Below are 17,556 nucleotides of genomic sequence, written 5' to 3' on the forward strand. Positions count from 1 at the left end.
GCCACGGTCGATCGACGACGGACGTGATCCGAGTGGTCGGGGCGGCGACCAACAATCTGCACGACGTCACCATCGACGTACCGAAGAAGGCGCTGACCGTCTTCACCGGTCTGTCCGGATCGGGTAAGTCGTCTCTGGTGCTCGACACCATCGCCGCGGAGGCACAGCGCCGGGTCAACGACTCGTACCCGACGTTCGTCCGTAACCGTCTGCCGCACATGCCCGCTCCCGAGGTGCAATCGATGGCGGGGTTGACCTTCTCCCCGCTCATCGATCAGCGGCGTTTCACCGGTAACGCCCGTTCCACGGTAGCCACCGCCGCGGAGGTGGCGCCACTGCTGCGGTTTAGCTGTCGACCGGGCTGCACCCGGCCGACGTGCAACGCCTCAATCGGCTGCTGCAGCGTCTGTGGGATGTGGGTAACACCGCGTTGGTGGTGGAACAGAATCGGCAGGTCATCGAGATCGCCGATCACGTGGTGGACATGGGGCCGGGCGCAGGTGCCGACGGCGGGCGGATGCAGTTCGAGGGCACACCGCAGGCGATACGTGACAGCGGCACGATCGCCGGTCGGCTCCTCGCGCGTCCGCTGCACCTTCGGGCCGAGGTCCGCGAACCGCACGGTGCCGTCACCGTCCGAAGTGCCCGCGCCCACAACCTGACCGGATTCGATGCCGAGGTCCCGCTGGTTGTCCTCACCGCGGTGACCGACCTCGCGAACGAGCGGATCGTGCTGGACGAGCCCACATCGGGACTCCACCCCGCCGACGTCGATCGCATCAACACCCTGTTCGCCGACCTGGTCGACGCAGGCGCAAAGCTGGTGGTCGTCGGACACAATCTGTGGGTGATCGCGCAGGCGGATCACATCATCGACATCGGACCCGGTGCCGGTTCCGACGGCGGCGGACTGGTGTTCACCGGCACGCCGTCGCGAATTCTCAACTCCTCGGACTCCGTCACCGGACGGGCGCTGGCGATTGCGTGCGGACGGCGGTGAACCGCCTCCGCGAAGGGCTGCGAAAGACATCGCCCGGACCGGCCTGATGGCCGGTCCGGGCGGTGAGCCGATGCGCGAGGACTCAGCTCGGGTTCTTGGAGATGTCCGCGTTCTCGTCTTCCTTGATGTCGACGCCGTCCTTGTTCGACTGCGAAGACACCGAACCGATGGCGCTGTTGACGTCCTCCAGGCCGCTGTCGTCACCTGACTTGGCCTTGTCCACCGCACCCTGCACCGAGTCGCCGATCTTGGCGAGCGGGGCTGCGATCGCCTTGCACAGCGTCGGATTGGCCTTGACGTCCTCGCTGGCCAGGCGGATCTCACGCTTGATGAACAGCGCGGCGACACCACCCTTGACGAAGGCGGTCACCCGGCCGTCGGCACCCTTCTTGAACGTTCCCGCCTTATAGGGCTTGTAGAGGTAGCGGTGGAACGCGCCGAATCCGAGCCCGGCGTGCGCCACGAACTTCGTCTTCGCGAAGCTCTTGGTGTTCTCGGTGGGGCAGTCGGAGCTTGCCGCCTGGCTGCCGGACGCCGAGGCCGCGGCGGTGGTGTTGGACGCGGCGGAGGAGCTCGACTTACTCGACCCCTTGCAACCGGCCAACAGTGCCACCGGTGCGATGAGCACCATCAGCAGCACGGCCAACCGTCGACCTGTACTCAAAGCCATCAGAAGTTCCCTTCCGGTCTTCCTCGGCGCTTGTGCGCAGAGGTCCGAACAGCTAAACACAGATGGAATCCACGTCAGTAAACACATCAGGAAATCCGTATCGGTACACCGGTCGGTGAGGGGGAGTAGTGCCGATCGCGGTTTGGGGCGGGCGATCACGACGCTGGGCGAGTCGGGTGCGTTCGAGACGGGTCATCGCATGACGTCCGAGCCGGCGTCCACGGGATCCGGCGGCGAACCGCTTGCTCCCATGCGCGGCAGCGCCGGTGTGACCGCCGACCGCTCGCTGTTCGAGGCGTACCAGGTTCTGGTGGAGCGTGCGGTGGAGGCGTTGTGCATTCACCAGGACGGAGTGGTGGTCTACGTGAACCCGGCGGGGTTGCGTCTGCTGCGCATCGACTCACAGTCTCAGATCGTCGGACGCCCCGTCGCCGAGTTCTTCCACCCCGACTCGGTACCCGCGCTCTTCGAACGGATCGCGGCGCTGACGGTGTCGGGGGCGCACTCCGAGCCGACGAGCGTGCGGATGCGCCGAGCCGACGGAACCACACTCTGGGTCGAGGCGATCACCGTCGCCACCAGGTGGAACGACAGACCTGCCTACCAGGCGATGCTGCAGGACAGCACCGATCAGCGGGTGGCGGAGGAGGCCGCACGGGCCGCCGAGACGCAGTTCAGCGAAGTGGTGTCCTCGTTGGCCGAGGGCGTGGTGATCGTCGACCATCGTGGCTGGCTGCAGTTCGCGAACCCGGCGGCTGCGCGCATCCTGGGCACGCAGGCCGACACCAGTGTCCCGGTGAACGACGTGGCCTATGCGACGAGGTACCCGGTCTATGACGAGCAGGGAAAGCCGATACCACCGGGTGAACGTCCGCTGGAGGTCACGCTCCGCACCGGAGAACGCCGGCGAGACATCCTGGGTTTCGACCGAGACGACGGACGTCGGGTGTGGATCGCGGCCACCTGTCATCCGGTGAACCCCGGCGCGCCCGACTCCTCGGTGGTGATGTCGTTCACCGACATCACCGACCAGCGCGCGCACAGCGCACGTCTGGCCTATCAGGCCACCCACGACTCGTTGACCGACCTGCCCAATCGTGGCCAGACCGTCCAGATGGTCGAACACCACCTGCAGACACGCCCACCGACACCGGTGGCGGTGCTGTTCATCGACATCGACAACCTGAAGACGATCAACGACTCGCACGGACACGTGGTGGGGGATCGTGCGCTGCAGGCGGCCGCCCACCGCGTGCGTCGCGCGCTCGGCGGCAGCGACTTCTTCGGTCGCTACGGCGGAGACGAATTCGTCGCGCTGCGGCATGGCCCGACGGACGACGTCCGCGATCTCTCCGACACCCTGCACCGGGAGTTGTCGCAGCCGATCAACGTCGGTGCACATGAGGTACGACTGAACGCCAGTATCGGGGTGGTGATCCGCGGGGTCGGCGACACACGCACGGCGTCGCAGGTCATCGCGGATGCGGACTTGGCCATGTACGTGGCCAAGTCGCTCGGCGGAGACCAGACCCACTACTTCGACGAGAGACTGCACGACCTCGTCGCCGACGACACGATCGGTGGGGGCGACGACGACTCGCGGTGACGTCTCAGACGCCGAAGATCGGCGGCAACGCCAGCACCATGACCGCACCCCACACGAAGTGGGTCAACGCGGGTGCGAGCACCCCGCCCGTCACGCGCCGCTCCAGTGCGCACACCGTCCCGAGCAGGATGGCCGCGAAGCCGAGCATCACGTTTCCGCTGGCCAGCGTCACCAGGATGTACAGCACCGTGGACGCGACCACCGGATACCAGGCACCGAACGCGGAGTAGACCGCGCCGCGGAAGAACAACTCCTCGGCGACCCCGTTGATCACGGTGATCGCGGTGACGATGGCCAGGTTGCCCTGGTTGGCATGGGCCAGCACGTTCCCGATCAGGTCGGCGATCGGCGGGATCAGGCGCACCACGAACGCCCCGACGACGAACACACCACCGATCAGCACACCCACCGCGAGTCCGGACACCACCGGTCGCCGGGAGTGCCCGCGAAAGGGGAGGTGACCGAGGTGAATGGGTCCCGAGACGAAAGCACCGACCACCCACACCGCGGCCAACAGCAGCGTGTAGAGGTAGAACGTCGTGTCCCCGGGTTCGATGGACAGCGAGAAGCCGAGAACCCCGGCACCGATGATCACGAAGATCACGACGGCCACGCGCCGACGACGCACCACCCGGGTCGGCTCGTCGTACTGTCCCGCACGGCGGTCGTTCAGCGACGTGCTCAACCTGCTCAACAGGGTGCTGTCGGGATCCGGCATGGGCTGGTCCTACTCCGCTCGGCGCCTGCTGCTCCGACCGGCGTCGGCCACCCTGCCCGCCAACGAGCCGAGGGCGCCGAGACCGGCGTCGAGAACGTCGAGGCCTGCGTCCAGCCCGACCCGGACGGGTGCGGCGACCGGCCACCGAGAGAGCACGGCACGGCCACCGAGGTTCTCGATGCTCTTCCACAGCCCCGACCCCAGCGCGTGCGAGCCGACCAGACGGATGTGTGGCCAGTCCCCACCGGCCCAGACCGGGTCGCTGTCGGCGAGGTGGTGCGGGTCGATGAGCCGGTTGACCGGTCGCGGGGGCATCGAGGTGACCGACGCCTCCACCGCGTCGTCCATACCGGTCAGACCCCACGACGGGTCGGGGACGATACCGCGGATGCGGTGCTCACCGGCGACCATCGGGTGGTCGAGGGAGACCACGAGATCGGCGGCCAGTCCGGTGGGCACCGGTACCAACACACTGCCGATCTGCGCCGCGATCTTGGTGCTGACCAGTGGGATCGGCACCCCCACGCGGTATTTGCCGACGGCGTCGAGGTAACTGGTGATCAGTCCCCGATAGGTGGTCGGTTGCCCGCCGGAGATGTCGTAGGCCCCCGCGGGTAGCTCGGGTTCGGCCGCGGCGACCAGGTAATAGAGCACGTCGCGAATGGATATCGGTTCCATCGGGTTGTCCACCCAGCTCGGCATCGGGATCAGCAGCAACCGATCACCGATGTAGCGCACCATCTCGAACGACGTGGAGCCGGCTCCGATGACCACCGCTGCCTTGAGCCACACGAGCTCGGGACCGTCGGGTACCTGCAGTTCCCTCGCGACCTCGGCCCGGCTGGTCAGGTGTTCGGACAACCGGTCGCCGTCGGGGACGAATCCGCCCAGGTAGACGATGCGGGTGACCTCCGCCCGCCCGGCAGCGACGGCGAGGTTGTGCGCCGCCTGGTTGTCGGTGTCGCGGAAGTCGTCCTGGCCGATCGAGTGCACCAGGTAGTAGACGACGTCGACCGGGGCCAGGCTCTGCAACGCCGCAGCGGTGGACTCCTGGTCGAGCACGTCGAGGTGGACGGGCGTGACGTCGGCATACCACCCGAAGAGTTTCAGCCGGTCCGGTGTCCGGGACGCCACGACGACGTCGTGACCCGCGGCCAGCAGTTCCGTGACCAGCCGGGATCCCACATAACCGGTGGCGCCGGTCACCAGTGTGCGCATGGCTCCACCGTACGGGGCGCCGGTGCGTCGTCGCATCGCGGACCACACCTGCGCGGTGGGGGCTACAACCAGTCGCGCCTGCGGAACACCAGATACAGCCCGACCATCATGACGATGATGAGCACCGTGCTCGCCACGAATCCCGACACGTGCGAGTACCCGGGATACGGCACGTTCTGGCCGAAGAAGCCGGTGATCGCGGTGGGCACGGCGATGATGCCCGCCCAGCCGGTCAGCTTCTTCATCACCGTGTTCAATCGCGCGTCCTGCAGCGACAGGTTGGTCTCGAACACCGTGGTGACCATGTCGCGCAGCGATTCGGTCCACTCCGCGGCGCGCAGTGTGTGGTCGTACAGATCCGACCACATCGGATCCAGTTCCTTGGGTGACGTGCCGGCCAGTCGGCGCCGTTCGATGGTCCCGATCACTTCGCGCATGGGCAACACCACCCGTCGCAGCTGCACCAGATCTTTGCGAAGTGCATAGGTGCGCCGCTGCAGCGAGACCGTTCGCGAGCTCTGGTCGAACAACAGTGTCTCCAGATTCTCGATCTGTTCGTCCAGCGTCTGCACGGCGTCGAACTGGTCGTCGACGATGACGTCGAGCAATCCGTGCAGCAGGGCACCGATCCCGTACCGCTGCATGTCGATCTCGGCCCACCGGTCGACCACCGACTGCATGTCGAAGAACGAATCGCGATGGATGGTGATCAGGGCGTTGCCACGGACGAACACCGAGATCCGGTTCAGGTGCAGACCACTCTCACCGTCCGCGGCGTCGGTGTCGCACCGCACCGCGTACAGGGTGAGCATGAGGTGGTTGTGGTAGACGGAGGCCTTCACCCGTTCCGCGTCGGCGACCACGTCCTCGATGGCCCACGGGCTCAAGCCGAGTTCGTCGCCGAGTCGCTCGAGCAGCTCATGACTCGGGTCGGTGAGGTCGGCCCAGATCAATCGGGTGGGATCGTCGATGCAGTCGGAGACCTTGGACAGATCGAAACCGTCGACGGGTGTGCCGTTCTGCCACATCTGTCCGCGCACACCCCGGTCGTCTGTCCGCTCCTCCGGTGGCGCGGCGGCATCATCGGTCGTCACCGCTCCATGGTGGCACCACGGTGCGCGGGCGGCTCAGTGGTCGGTGGAGAACGACGATCGGACGCGGTGGCGGTCCACCGCCAGGTCGACCAGCGAGTCGATCAACTCGCCGTAGGAGACGCCCGAGGCCTCCCACAACTTGGGGTACATCGACCCGGGGGTGAACCCGGGGATGGTGTTGATCTCGTTGAGCAGCCAGCCACGACCGTGTTCCTCGTAGAAGAAGTCGACCCGTGCCATACCGGAGCAACGCAGCGCGGTGAACGCCCGCAACGCCAACTCGCGTGCCTCGTCGGCGGCACCGGCGGGCAGGTCGGCGGGGATCAGCAGACCCGCGGCACCGTTGACGTACTTGTCCTCGTAGTCGTAGAACTCCGAACCGGGCACGATCTCACCGGGCACCGACACCTGAGGGTCGTCGTTGCCGAGCACCGCGAGCTCGATCTCGCGGCCGGTCACACCCTCCTCGATGACCAGCACCTCGTCGTAGCGCAGGGCCAACGCGACGGCGGACTCGAGCTCGTCGGCGTCGTGCACCTTGGAGATCCCCACCGACGAACCCAGGTTGGCCGGCTTCACGAACACCGGGTAGCCGAGCGTCTCGTCGACGTCGCGACGCAACCGCAACCGGTTGCCACCCGCACGGAACTCCAACCACCTGCACTGCGGGATCCCGGCCTGTGCGGCGACCACCTTGGCCAGTGCCTTGTCCATACACACCGCCGAGCCGAGCACGCCGGAACCGACATACGGGACGCCTGACAGCTCCAACATCCCCTGCACGGTGCCGTCCTCACCGTGCGGCCCGTGCAGCAACGGCAGCACGACCACCGGCAGGTCATCGGTCTGCAACGCGGGTAGCGGTTCCACCTCGGTGCCCGCCGGTTCCAGGCTGTCCGGAAGGGCCACCTCGCCGCCGGTCAACGCCCGCTCCTGCAGTGCGCTGAGCGCCTTGTCGTTACGGATCCACCGCCCGGTGCGCGTCACACCGATGGGAATGATCTCGTACTTGGTGGGATCGGCCGCGGCGAGGACGTGGGCCGCGGAGACACACGACACGTCGTGCTCGGCGGACACGCCACCGAACAGCACGATCAGTCGGCGACGGTCGGACGACGCGGGTGTGGACATGGCAGACACACTACGGATGCGTCACGAGGGTTCCCGCGTCCGCCGGACGTGTCGCGGGCGGTAGCTTCGACGGGTGCATTTCTCCGCCAGTGCTGTGGCCGCCGCGACCGGTGGCACCGTGATCGGTGCCGAACGCGAGATCGATGGCGCAGGTATCGACTCCCGCACCATCCGACCGGGTCAGCTGTTCGTGCCCATCGTCGCCGACCGCGACGGCCACGACTTCATCCCCCAGGCCCTCGACGCCGGCGTCCGCGCCTATCTCACCGCTCAGCCCACCGGGGCGACGGGCGAAGCGACCGCGATCGCCGTCGACGACACCGCGGTCGCCCTCGCCGATCTCGGCCGGGCAGCGCGTGCCCGGCTGACCGGGGCGGTCATCGGGGTGACCGGATCGGTCGGCAAGACCTCCACCAAGGACCTGCTCGCGGCCGTCCTGTCCACCACCTACGTCACCGCGGCCAACGAGCGCTCCTTCAACAACGAACTGGGGTTGCCGTTGACCCTGCTCGGTGCACCCGACGACACCGAGGCCGTGGTCGTCGAGATGGGTGCCCGCGGCGTCGGCCACATCGCGGTGTTGTGCGAGATCGCCCACCCGACGGTGGGGATCGTCACCCGGGTCGAGGGCGTGCACCTGGAATTGTTCGGCGACATCGAGGCGGTCGCCCGCGCCAAGGGCGAGCTCGTCGAGTCGCTACCGGACCACGGGCTCGCGGTGCTCAACGCCGACGACGAGCGGGTTGCCGCGATGGCGCCCCGGACGACCGCCCAGGTGCTGCGGTACGCCGTCGACCCCGTCGAACCCCGCGACGTGGACGTGTACGCCACCGACATCACCCTCGACGACGACCTGCGTGCCGCGTTCACCCTGCACACGCCCTGGGGCAGCGCGCCGGTCCACCTCGCCGCCCGCGGTGAACACCAGGTGGGCAACGCGTTGGCCGCAGCCGCGGCGGCGGGTGGATCGGGGGTCGCCCTCGACGGCATCGTCACCGGGTTGTCCGCGGCGGCGATATCCGGGTTGCGGATGGAGTTGACCACCACACCCTCGGGGGTGGTGGTGCTCAACGACGCCTACAACGCCAACCCGACCTCGATGCGCGCCGCGTTGGCCGCGCTCGCTCGCATCGACACCCCGCGGCGGGTCGCGGTGTTGGGGGTGATGGGTGAACTCGGTGACAATGCGGCGGCCGAACACCGCGGTGTCGCCGAACACGCGCGTGACCTGGGTGTCGAGGTGATCGCGGTGAACGCCCCGGACTACGGGTCCGCGGCCAGCCACGTCGCCGATGTGGACGGCGCGGTGACGGCCCTCGCCGATCTCGCGGCGGGGGACGCCGTGCTGGTGAAGGGCAGCCGCGTGGCCGCGATGGAGCGGGTGGCCACCGCGCTGGCCGACCGCTGACGACGCCCGCGTGTCCGGCGTCGGGTAGTGACGATCACAGCCGACCGCATCGTTCGTCGGTATCCTTGGCTGCGTAAACGATCGGCAGACCAGCAACGATCAGGGTGTGAGGGCACCCGGTGAGGACACCGAAGTGGACTACCCGACGATGACCGCGGCGCAGATCAAATACTGGTGTCAGACGTCCTCGGTACCCGCCGACCGTGTGGTCGTGAATGGTGTCGCACAGCGGGAACTGACGGATGCCGCGGCGGTCGCCATCGCGTCCGGTCACCTGTCCGACGACGCTCGGGCCATCGTCGTCCGCCGCTTGACCCACTCCCTGCCCGTGCCGGCCCTCGACGGCGGTTTCGGACAGCTCCGCCGACTGCAGCGCACCATCGGACAGACCGAACAGCAGCTCGACAACCCGATGATGCCGGGTGTGGTGGCCACCGTGGTGCGCAGCCGACTGAACGGTCTGCTGCGACGGCGCGAGGAGCTGCGCAAGGTGGTGACCTCCGCGAAGGGGGTCCACGCGAGCAGCATCCGGAGCATCCGCCGAGAACGCCGCGACGGTGTGCACCTGGAGATGGCCGACCGCGACCGCCTGTTCGCCGGTCTGCTGCTGACTCCGACTCCCAACGTGGCCGGGACGGGATACGTGCGACGCGCGGGCGTGTTGGCGATGGATCGACTGGCAGGTGCCGTCGGACAACTGGCCAGCCGTGCCGGTTCCACTCGGGTCGATCAGTGGGTGGGCGAGCTCACCGGCGAGCCGGTCGGAGCGCAGCCCACCACGCCCAGCGGCGAGGCCCGGTTCATCGATGGATACGAGACGATCCTGTTCCTGGCCGGCAGCCTCTACGACCGCATCCAGGCATCCCCGGCGTGGCATTCCGAACACTTCGAGATGCAACGACTCCAACTGAACCTGCACCGCGAACTCGCCGACATCGCCACCGACGTGCTGGCGTTGCGGTCGGTGCGGGTGGACCTCGACAGCGCACGGCGCAGCGGCGGTTTCGACCGCGGATTCGCCGAACACATCGACTCCCGAGAGATGGCGTTGCGGCCGGTCTGGGCACAGTTGATCGAGCGGGTGCAGGCGTTGTCCGACGTCGCCGCGGTGGTCGACTCGGCGACCACCGAACTGCGTCTGCTCGACGAGTTCGCCCGTGCCGCGACCATCGACGACCGTATCGACCGCCTCGTCGGGCGATCCGGGGACAGGGAGATGTCGGCCGACAACGCCAAACGCCTGTCCGAGCAGGTGCGGTTCGGCGAGAGTCAGTTGCGGGTCTACCGCGACGTGTTGAACGGCAACATCTCCCGGCTGGAGTCACACACCCGGCCGCAACTGCCGAGGCAGTGAGTACTGACCCGGTGCGTGCGGAAGAAGCCGCGCGGCGCAGCTCCTGAGCGTTCTGGAGTCCCGACCCACGACGTGATCCACGCACGGCACCGAACGCCTGAGTAGACGCGTTCATCTCCACCCTGTCTCCACCCGTCGGGGGATCCGATGTGACGCCTCGACGGCGAGGCTGGATCCCATCGGCCCGTAGAGGGCACCGACCGGGAAAGGACCTCCGATGCTGTTCAACGTGATCCTGGGAGTCGTGATCGTCGGCCTCATCGTGGCCCGTCAGATGAAGCCGCGCGCGGTGGCGTCCTCGCTTCGCGGGCCGATCATTATCACCGTGATCGGATTGGTCTCGGCGGCACAGTTCGTCGACCACCATCATGTGTCGCCGGCGGGCCAGGCGATCCTGGTGGTCTCGACACTCATCGGCTTCGCGATCGCCGCCGTCCGTGGCTACACCATCCGTATCTGGCGCGACGACCGCGGCACGCTGATGTCGCGGGGGACATGGCTCACGCTGGTGTTGTGGGTCGTCGGGATCGGCGTCCACGTCGGCATCGACCTACTGGGCGATCAGGGACTCGGCCAGTCGACCCTGGTCCTGTATCTCGGGGTGGTCCTGTTCGCACAGATGTTGGTGGTGCAGATGCGAGGCCGCGCGCTCGTCGAGAAGCACAACGGTTCAGCGAAGGGCTGTGCGCCCAACTCGATGTCCAGCGCACGCGACCTTTTCCAGAGATAGCACCGCGTCGTCGGTCTCAGTAGTCGCGCGACCACCGGGTCAGCAGTTCCTTCTCCTCGTCGTCGAGACGCCGTAACCGGTGCTCGTCGACGTCCACGACGGCCATCTTGGTGGTCGCGCGGCACGCGGGCTTGGTGTCGAGCTCGGCGCCCGCCGCGCGGACCTCGTAGCCGAGGGTGAACTCGACGGTCCGGAACCCGGCGATCCACATCCCGATGTGCAGTGGCGAGTCCTCGTGCCGCAGCTGTGACTGATAACGGATGTGGACGTCGACGATCATCGCGCCCATGATCAGCTTGCGGTACTCCTGGCCCACGTCGAGCAACCACTGGATCCGCGCTTCCTCCAGCATGGTGACGATGCGGGCGTGGTTGACGTGCCCGAAGGCGTCCATATCCGACCACCGCACCCCCACCTCGGCCGCGAACGGGAAGTCGCGAGGCTTCATCGCGAGGCGCCGCCGGTGTCGGTGCCACTCGCCCAGTCGCGGGCGAAATCCAGGAAGGTGTCGTTCTCGGACTTGTCGGTCACGGTCACCCGCACACCGTCACCGGCGAACGGTCGAACGATGACGCCCGCGGCCACACACGCGGTGGCGAAGTCGGCGGTGGACTCGCCGAGCGGTACCCACACGAAGTTCGACTGCGACGGTGGCACCCGGTAGCCCAGGGCGACGAGTTCGTCACGCACCCGGGTGCGTTCGGCGACCACCGTGTCGGTCCGCTCGAGCAGTTCGGCCCCGGCATCCAGCGAGGCGATCGCCGCGCGCTGGGCGACCGTGCTGACGCTGAACGGGACGTGCACCCGACGCAGCGCATCGATCACCTGCGGGTCGGCGACGGCGTACCCCACCCGCAGCCCCGCCAGCCCGTATGCCTTGGAGAACGTGCGCAGCACCACCAGGTTGGGGAAACGCCGCCGCAGGTCCATCGCGTCGTACCGCTGAGCATCGGTCGGCCGCATGTACTCCACGTAGGCCTCGTCGAGGATCACCGGGATGTCTGCGGGCACCTGACGCAGGAACCACAGCAGTTCCTCGGCCTCCACCACCGTGCCGGTCGGGTTGTTGGCGTTGCACACGAAGATCAACCGGGTGCGGTCGGTGATCGCCGCGGCCATCGCGCGCAGGTCGTACACCAGCTCGTCGGTGAGCGGGATCTGTACCGGGGTGGCGCCGACGATCCGGGTGGCCAGGGGGTAGGTCTCGAACGACCGCCAACCGAACAACACCTCGTCGCCGACTCCACTGGTGACGGTGATCATGTTCTGACACAGACTGACCGACCCGCAGCCGGTCTGGATCTCCTCGGTGCTCACGCCCAGCGATTGCGCGAGGCGCTCGGTCAGCTCCACCATCCCGTTGTCGGGGTAGCGGTTCAGTCCGGACACCGCATCGACGATCGCCTGCTGAACCGACGGCAACGGCCCCTCGATGATCTCGTTGCTGGCCAGCTTCACCGCACCGGGGAAGGTCTTACCCGGCACGTAGGCGGGCACGGTTGCCAGGTCTGGTCGGATTCGCAGGCTCACGTGATCAATGTATTCGCACGCCCCGACTACGGAGGTAATGGCCGGTGAGAGGTCCGTGCCAGGCTGGTTTGCTCCTGCCTGTGGCCGATGTGTAACCTTCTCTTCGGCAGTTCGACAGGACTTCGCTGGGAGGCGTGCCAGAGCGGCCGAATGGGACTCACTGCTAATGAGTTGTCTCGCTAAAACGGGACCGGAGGTTCAAATCCTCTCGCCTCCGCGCCGGCGGTGTTCACACCGCGACCACAGCTCGGCTGCAGAGCCCGGCACACAACTGAACACGGACTCGCGCCCGTAGCTCAACGGATAGAGCACTTGACTACGGATCAAGAGGTTTGGGGTTCGAATCCCTACGGGCGCACCACAACCCCCGTGACCTGCATCAATGCGGTCACGGGGGTTTGTTCTCTCCGCGACACGGTCCGTCGAAAGCATGTTGCGATTCGGTCTCGGTGGCATCGTCGGGCACGATATGTCGCGTGACGCGCCCTCGTCTGACCCTGGTGATCGTTCCCGCGGTGATTGTCACGCTGATGGCGCTGTTGCTGGCCGGGTGCGAGCGCACGCGATCCGAATCGCTGGGTGCACACGGTGTCGCCCCGTCCCCGGCCGTCGCGGTCGCACCGGCCAACAATCCCGGCAGCGTGGTCGGGACCCAACCCTGGCAGGCGGCGGTGCCGCACGGCACCCTCGTCGGTCGGGCCGTCACCTACTGGTCGACGGACCGCGTGGGCAGGCCCATCCAGGTCACCGGCACGGTGTTCCTGCCCGCGGGTAGGCCGCCGGCGGGTGGCTGGCCGGTGATGGCCCTCGGTCATGGGACGGTGGGCATCAACGAGAACTGCGCACCGCGCTTCTCGCCGGACCTCACCGGTATGTCGCGCAGCGTGCTGGGATTCCTGCGGCGGGGGATGGCCGTCACCCTGGCCGACTTCAGCGGTCTCGGTGCCCCCGGAGTACATCCCTATCTCGACGCGCAGGCCGCGGGGCGCACCATCATCGACTCCGTGCGGGCGTTGCGTCGCCTCGAACCGGACGTCGGGACCACCTGGATGACCTACGGCATCTCGCAGGGCGGCGGCGCGGCGTGGGCCGCGGACGAGCTCGCCGGCTCGTACGCCCCGGAACTGCGACTGCGCGGCGCCGTCGCGCAGGTCCCGGCGGCCGACAACACCGGTATGGCCGATCAGGCGGCCAACGGGCTACTGACCCCGGAACAGCAGGGGATCATGTACTTCCTGATCGAATCGCTGGCCCGCAGCCACCCGGAACTCAACCGCGACGACTATCGGCACGGCGAGCTGGCACGGGTGTGGCCGGAGCTCGACGCCTGTAGCAAGTCGCCGATGCGGGCCCACGCGCTGTCTCAGGTCACCGCGGGTGATTTCATCCCGTCGAGCCCGGAGGCCACCGCGCGACTGCGTGGGTTGATCGCCGAGGGCAGGGTGCCCCAGCAGAAATCCGCGGCACCGCTGCTGGTGATCTACGGCGGACGGGACATGTTCATCGACCACCGGTGGATCGAGTCGTCGATCAGTCGGGCCTGTGCCCGCGGCGATGTGGTGGATGTGGACTACCAGCCGGAACGCGGTCACCTCGACGTCGACATCTCCGCGATGCACGACTGGGTCGGGCAGCGACTCTCCGGTGTGGCCGCCACCCGCGACGACTGTCCCCGTTGACGGCCGGCGGTCAGCGGTCTGCAGATTCGCTGTAGGCGTGCCCGCCATCCGTGAAACCCCCTGTCCGGTTCCGCCGCCGTCATCCACACTCGGAGGATGCTGCCGGTACTCGACCTGTCCACCGCGGTCACCGCACCCGACGAATTCGGGGTGACGCTGCGGGAAGCCGCGCACAGATACGGGTTCTTCTATCTGGTCGGTCACGGTGTCTCCCGGGAACGCATGCACGAGGTCATCGAGCTGGCGCGCGAGTTCTTCGCGCTGGAACCCGACCGGAAGAACGAGATCAGCCAGCTGCAGAGTCCGCAGTTCCGCGGCTACTCGCGACTCGGCGGTGAGTTGACCAACGGTCAGGTCGACTGGCGCGAACAGATCGACATAGGTCCCGAGCGCGAGGTGATCGCCGGTGCACAGGGATACTGGCGCCTGCAGGGGCCGAACCTGTGGCCCGATGCCGTTCCCCGTTTCCGTCCGGTCTACGAGGCCTGGAGCGAGACGTTGTCCGACGTCGGTCTCCGGTTGTTGCGGTACTGGGCAACATCCCTGGGTGCGGAACCGTCGACGTTCGACGACGCGTTCGCCGAACTGCCCGCGACGCTGATGAAGGTGGTTCGGTACCCGGGAAGCGCCGACAGCTCGCAGGGGGTGGGGGCGCACAAGGACTCCGGCGTGCTCACCTTGTTGCTGATCGAGTCGGATTCGACGGGCCTCCAGGTCGAGCTCGAGGAGGGGGAATGGGTCGACGTCCCTCCGCTCGACGGCGCCTTCGTCGTCAACATCGGTGAGCTGCTCGAGGTGGCGACCGGGGGCTATCTGCGTGCGACACGACATCGCGTGCAGGCGCCCGCGCCGGGAACCGACCGCGTATCGATCCCGTTCTTCCTCAACCCGGCCCTGGACGCGGTGGTGCCGATCATCGACCTGCCCCCCGACCTCGCGCGGCGGTCGCGTGGTGTGGAGGCCGACCCCGACAACCCGATCTTCGACACCTACGGTGCCAACGCGTGGAAATCGCGGACCCGCGCACATCCCGACGTGGCCGAACTGCATCACGGCATTCCGGACCCGCGGCGGTGACCGTCACCGGACTTCGCAGCGAGGTGATCGCAACCATCGGCGGGTGGTCGCGGCGACCGTAGGCTGACGGGGTGCTCGACGTACGCCGTTTACCCATCCTGCAGGCGGTGGTGCGGCATGGATCGTTGACCGCCGCGGCCGGTGCGCTGCGGTACACCACGTCCGCGGTTTCTCAACAGATCGCGGCACTGGAGCGCGAGGTGGGCACCCCGCTGCTGATCCGCGGCCCGGGTGGTGCCCGCCCGACGGTCGCCGGCGAGAAGCTGCTGGAACACGCGGCCCGGATCCTCGGTGCGGTCGACTTCGCCGAACAGGATCTGCAGCGTATCGCCACCGCGGGACCCGATGTGATCAGGTTGGCCTCCTTCTCGAGCGCGGCATCGGCCCTGCTGCCCAAGGCGATCGGGCGTTTCCGGGACGCCTACCCGACCACCGAGGTGCGCCTGGTCTCGGCCGACCCCGAGGACGGTGTGGCACTGCTCGGCACCAGCGGCGTCGACGCCGCCGTCGTCACCGAGGTTCCCGGTGACGGTCCGGAATTCCCAGGTCTGTACACCGCACCCGTCTACGACGACGAGTTTCTGGTGGTTCTCCCACTGCACCATCGACTCGCCACCCTCCGCGAGGTGCAACTGGAGAAGTTGGCGGACGAGAACTGGATCGTCAGTTCGGCCTCCGGCATCTGCCCGGACACCAAGGTCTTCCGAAATGCCTGCGCCGAAGCAGGATTCGATCCGATGGTGACCTATCGTTCGGACGACTATCAGACCGTCCAGGGTCTGGTGGCGGCGAATCTCGGGGTCTCGATGGTGCCATCCCTGGCGGCGGGCACCGCCCGGGGCGACGTCGCCGTACGCCGGGTCGCGCGACGTCGGTTGGTGCGACGGGTATCCCTGGCGCTCACCGAACCGCCGCCCGCCGGGTCGGCCCTCGGATCGCTGGTGTCACTGGTGCAGCATGTCGGCACCACTCTAGGAACGGACCGCGCCTACAGCGTTGCTGAAAGACCCTTGAACATCGCTTGATCACCCTGTCGGGAGACCACCTCGTGGCCCTACCGTGCCGGGAGACCGACGAGAGGGGTTCTCCACGATGACCGTCACCAGCAAGGTCGCCGCCACGCTGTCACCCACGACACCACGGACGGTCGACGAGGCGCTCGCAGCGGTCGATGCCGTTGCCGGACAGATCGGTCCGGGAACCGTCCAGCGGGAGATCGACGGTGTCCTGCCGGTCGAGGAGCTCCGTCTGGTGGCGGAGTCGGGACTGCTCGCGATTCTGGTTCCGACGGACTTCGGCGGACCCGACCTGCCGCAGTCGACGGCAGTGGAGGTGCTGCGACGGCTTGCTCGCGCCGATTCCGCGGTGGGGCAGCTGTTGCTGTCCCACTACGTGTTGACCGCAGCAATCCGAGAACTGGGACGTAATGCTCCGGCTCCGCAGATCTACGCCGACGTGTTGGCCGGGGCGCAACTCGGGAACGCCACCGCCGAGCGGGGAACCCGTACCGCCGCCGAACGGTTGACCACCGCCCGGCGTACCGGCGGCGACGGTTGGGTACTCGACGGCACCAAGTTCTACGCCACCGGCGTCCTGGGGGCCACGTGGATCGGCGTCGGCGCCCGCATCGACGGCAGCGACCCGGCGCATGCAGCAACCGTGTTCGTCCGTGCCGACGACCCGGGGGTCACCTTCGACCCGACCACCTGGACGTCGTTCGGGCAGCGGGGCACCGCGAGTGGGCAGGTCGGCTTCGACCACGTTGCGGTGAGTGCGGACCGGGTCATCGACGAGGGTCCAGAACCCGATCCGTACACCGCACCGCCCACCGTGCTCGGGGCGTTCGATCAGGCGTTGCACGCCGCCGTCGACATCGGGATCGCCCGGGCGGCGCTGGAGGACGGTGCCACCTTCGTCCGCACCAAGAGCCGTCCGTGGTTCGAGGCCGGTGTCGACTCGGCCGACAAGGAACCCCATGTGGTCCGCCGACTGGGCGAGCTCACGGCGCGCCTCCTCGCCCTCGAGGCGCTGCTCGAGAAGGGGGCGTCGCTCGTCGACATCGCCCTCGGCGAACCCGAACTCAGCAGGGAGTCCGCGGCGGCGGCATCGCTCACGGTCGCGTCGAGCAAGGCCCTGGCACAGGAGTTCGCCACCGAGATCGCCAGCGGGGTCCTCGAACTGGCGGGGGCATCGGCCACCGACCGCAAGTACGCACTCGACCGGCACTGGCGCAACGTCCGCGTGCACTCGCTACACGACCCCGCCCGATGGAAGTACGTGCACCTCGGGAACCACACCCTGCACGGGACGAACCCGCCCCGCCGCGGCGTCCTGCTCTGAC

General features: G+C 67.8%; 16 protein-coding genes and 2 tRNA genes. 11 read left to right on the top strand and 7 right to left on the bottom strand.

Annotation, left to right across the window (positions count from 1 at the left end; translation table 11 throughout):
- The first annotated feature begins 376 nt into the window (after positions 1 to 376).
- Positions 377 to 1,000: a hypothetical protein gene (locus tag BW971_RS21885; RefSeq protein ID WP_234974329.1), complete on the top strand. Its 624-nt coding sequence runs from the start codon at positions 377 to 379 to the stop codon at positions 998 to 1,000.
- Between the two features lie 82 nt (positions 1,001 to 1,082).
- On the opposite strand, the gene BW971_RS09585 is transcribed toward BW971_RS21885, so the two are convergent.
- Positions 1,083 to 1,670, bottom strand: coding sequence for a hypothetical protein (locus BW971_RS09585; protein WP_234974330.1), 588 nt, complete (start codon positions 1,668 to 1,670; stop codon positions 1,083 to 1,085).
- Positions 1,671 to 1,869: 199 nt separating this feature from the next.
- On the opposite strand from BW971_RS09585, the gene BW971_RS09590 reads away from it, so the two are divergent.
- Complete coding sequence (locus BW971_RS09590) at positions 1,870 to 3,276, top strand: GGDEF domain-containing protein (protein WP_159441848.1); 1,407 nt, start codon at positions 1,870 to 1,872, stop codon at positions 3,274 to 3,276.
- Between the two features lie 4 nt (positions 3,277 to 3,280).
- Here BW971_RS09590 and BW971_RS09595 read toward each other — a convergent pair whose 3' ends face one another.
- The 4 genes from BW971_RS09595 to BW971_RS09610 all read right to left on the bottom strand — a co-directional run bounded on the left by BW971_RS09595 (position 3,281) and on the right by BW971_RS09610 (position 7,437).
- Positions 3,281 to 3,994 (bottom strand): CPBP family intramembrane glutamic endopeptidase, encoded by a 714-nt coding sequence (locus BW971_RS09595; RefSeq protein WP_076478983.1) that lies wholly within the window; start codon positions 3,992 to 3,994, stop codon positions 3,281 to 3,283.
- A 9-nt stretch (positions 3,995 to 4,003) separates the two neighbouring features.
- Entirely contained in the window at positions 4,004 to 5,212 is a 1,209-nt protein-coding gene (locus BW971_RS09600; RefSeq protein WP_083709706.1) for an NAD(P)H-binding protein, read from the bottom strand.
- Positions 5,213 to 5,274: 62 nt separating this feature from the next.
- Complete coding sequence (locus BW971_RS09605) at positions 5,275 to 6,240, bottom strand: magnesium transporter CorA family protein (RefSeq protein ID WP_076479362.1); 966 nt, start codon at positions 6,238 to 6,240, stop codon at positions 5,275 to 5,277.
- A gap of 99 nt (positions 6,241 to 6,339) precedes the next feature.
- Positions 6,340 to 7,437, bottom strand: coding sequence for a D-alanine--D-alanine ligase family protein (locus BW971_RS09610; protein WP_076478987.1), 1,098 nt, complete (start codon positions 7,435 to 7,437; stop codon positions 6,340 to 6,342).
- 73 nt (positions 7,438 to 7,510) lie between these two features.
- Here BW971_RS09610 and BW971_RS09615 point away from each other — a divergent pair, with 73 nt between their 5' ends.
- The 3 genes from BW971_RS09615 (at position 7,511) to BW971_RS09625 (ending at position 10,929) form a co-directional block, all read left to right on the top strand.
- Entirely contained in the window at positions 7,511 to 8,845 is a 1,335-nt protein-coding gene (locus tag BW971_RS09615; RefSeq protein WP_076478989.1) for a UDP-N-acetylmuramoyl-tripeptide--D-alanyl-D-alanine ligase, read from the top strand.
- Between the two features lie 148 nt (positions 8,846 to 8,993).
- Positions 8,994 to 10,199 (top strand): hypothetical protein, encoded by a 1,206-nt coding sequence (locus BW971_RS09620; RefSeq protein WP_076479364.1) that lies wholly within the window; start codon positions 8,994 to 8,996, stop codon positions 10,197 to 10,199.
- Between the two features lie 217 nt (positions 10,200 to 10,416).
- Positions 10,417 to 10,929, top strand: coding sequence for a hypothetical protein (locus BW971_RS09625; protein WP_076478991.1), 513 nt, complete (start codon positions 10,417 to 10,419; stop codon positions 10,927 to 10,929).
- Positions 10,930 to 10,945: 16 nt separating this feature from the next.
- Here the strand turns inward: BW971_RS09625 and BW971_RS09630 are convergent, their stop codons facing one another.
- Together BW971_RS09630 and BW971_RS09635 are read right to left on the bottom strand one after the other, a co-directional pair.
- Entirely contained in the window at positions 10,946 to 11,377 is a 432-nt protein-coding gene (locus BW971_RS09630) for an acyl-CoA thioesterase (protein WP_076478993.1), read from the bottom strand.
- Positions 11,374 to 12,459 carry a pyridoxal phosphate-dependent aminotransferase gene (locus BW971_RS09635; RefSeq protein ID WP_076478995.1) on the bottom strand — a complete coding sequence of 362 codons (1,086 nt, stop codon included), beginning with the start codon at positions 12,457 to 12,459 and terminating at the stop codon, positions 11,374 to 11,376. The genes BW971_RS09630 and BW971_RS09635 overlap by 4 nt, the downstream gene beginning before the upstream one ends.
- A gap of 128 nt (positions 12,460 to 12,587) precedes the next feature.
- On the opposite strand from BW971_RS09635, the gene BW971_RS09640 reads away from it, so the two are divergent.
- The 6 genes from BW971_RS09640 to BW971_RS09665 all read left to right on the top strand — a co-directional run bounded on the left by BW971_RS09640 (position 12,588) and on the right by BW971_RS09665 (position 17,555).
- Positions 12,588 to 12,676, top strand: a tRNA-Ser gene (locus tag BW971_RS09640).
- Between the two features lie 68 nt (positions 12,677 to 12,744).
- Positions 12,745 to 12,820 (top strand) — tRNA-Arg (locus tag BW971_RS09645).
- Between the two features lie 115 nt (positions 12,821 to 12,935).
- A complete protein-coding gene (locus BW971_RS09650; protein ID WP_076478997.1) occupies positions 12,936 to 14,138 on the top strand; it encodes a lipase family protein in 1,203 nt (400 codons plus the stop codon).
- Positions 14,139 to 14,234: 96 nt separating this feature from the next.
- Complete coding sequence (locus BW971_RS09655; protein ID WP_076478999.1) at positions 14,235 to 15,215, top strand: isopenicillin N synthase family dioxygenase; 981 nt, start codon at positions 14,235 to 14,237, stop codon at positions 15,213 to 15,215.
- A 71-nt stretch (positions 15,216 to 15,286) separates the two neighbouring features.
- On the top strand, positions 15,287 to 16,240 hold the full coding sequence (locus tag BW971_RS09660; RefSeq protein WP_076479000.1) for a LysR family transcriptional regulator: 954 nt from the start codon (positions 15,287 to 15,289) through the stop codon (positions 16,238 to 16,240).
- Positions 16,241 to 16,307: 67 nt separating this feature from the next.
- On the top strand, positions 16,308 to 17,555 hold the full coding sequence (locus tag BW971_RS09665; RefSeq protein ID WP_076479002.1) for an acyl-CoA dehydrogenase family protein: 1,248 nt from the start codon (positions 16,308 to 16,310) through the stop codon (positions 17,553 to 17,555).
- Position 17,556: the final 1 nt, after the last annotated feature.

Source organism: Williamsia sterculiae (assembly GCF_900156495.1).
GTDB lineage: Bacteria > Actinomycetota > Actinomycetes > Mycobacteriales > Mycobacteriaceae > Williamsia_B > Williamsia_B sterculiae.

What these genes read in the sequence shown, in the direction of transcription:
- BW971_RS09585 (WP_234974330.1), bottom strand. Translation starts at nt 1,670, where the DNA reads ATGGCTTTGAGTACAGGTCGACGGTTGGCCGTGCTGCTGATGGTGCTC.
- BW971_RS09590 (WP_159441848.1), top strand. Translation starts at nt 1,870, where the DNA reads ATGACGTCCGAGCCGGCGTCCACGGGATCCGGCGGCGAACCGCTTGCT.
- BW971_RS09595 (WP_076478983.1), bottom strand. Translation starts at nt 3,994, where the DNA reads ATGCCGGATCCCGACAGCACCCTGTTGAGCAGGTTGAGCACGTCGCTG.
- BW971_RS09600 (WP_083709706.1), bottom strand. Translation starts at nt 5,212, where the DNA reads ATGCGCACACTGGTGACCGGCGCCACCGGTTATGTGGGATCCCGGCTG.
- BW971_RS09605 (WP_076479362.1), bottom strand. Translation starts at nt 6,240, where the DNA reads ATGTGGCAGAACGGCACACCCGTCGACGGTTTCGATCTGTCCAAGGTC.
- BW971_RS09610 (WP_076478987.1), bottom strand. Translation starts at nt 7,437, where the DNA reads ATGTCCACACCCGCGTCGTCCGACCGTCGCCGACTGATCGTGCTGTTC.
- BW971_RS09620 (WP_076479364.1), top strand. Translation starts at nt 8,994, where the DNA reads ATGACCGCGGCGCAGATCAAATACTGGTGTCAGACGTCCTCGGTACCC.
- BW971_RS09625 (WP_076478991.1), top strand. Translation starts at nt 10,417, where the DNA reads ATGCTGTTCAACGTGATCCTGGGAGTCGTGATCGTCGGCCTCATCGTG.
- BW971_RS09630 (WP_076478993.1), bottom strand. Translation starts at nt 11,377, where the DNA reads ATGAAGCCTCGCGACTTCCCGTTCGCGGCCGAGGTGGGGGTGCGGTGG.
- BW971_RS09655 (WP_076478999.1), top strand. Translation starts at nt 14,235, where the DNA reads ATGCTGCCGGTACTCGACCTGTCCACCGCGGTCACCGCACCCGACGAA.
- BW971_RS09665 (WP_076479002.1), top strand. Translation starts at nt 16,308, where the DNA reads ATGACCGTCACCAGCAAGGTCGCCGCCACGCTGTCACCCACGACACCA.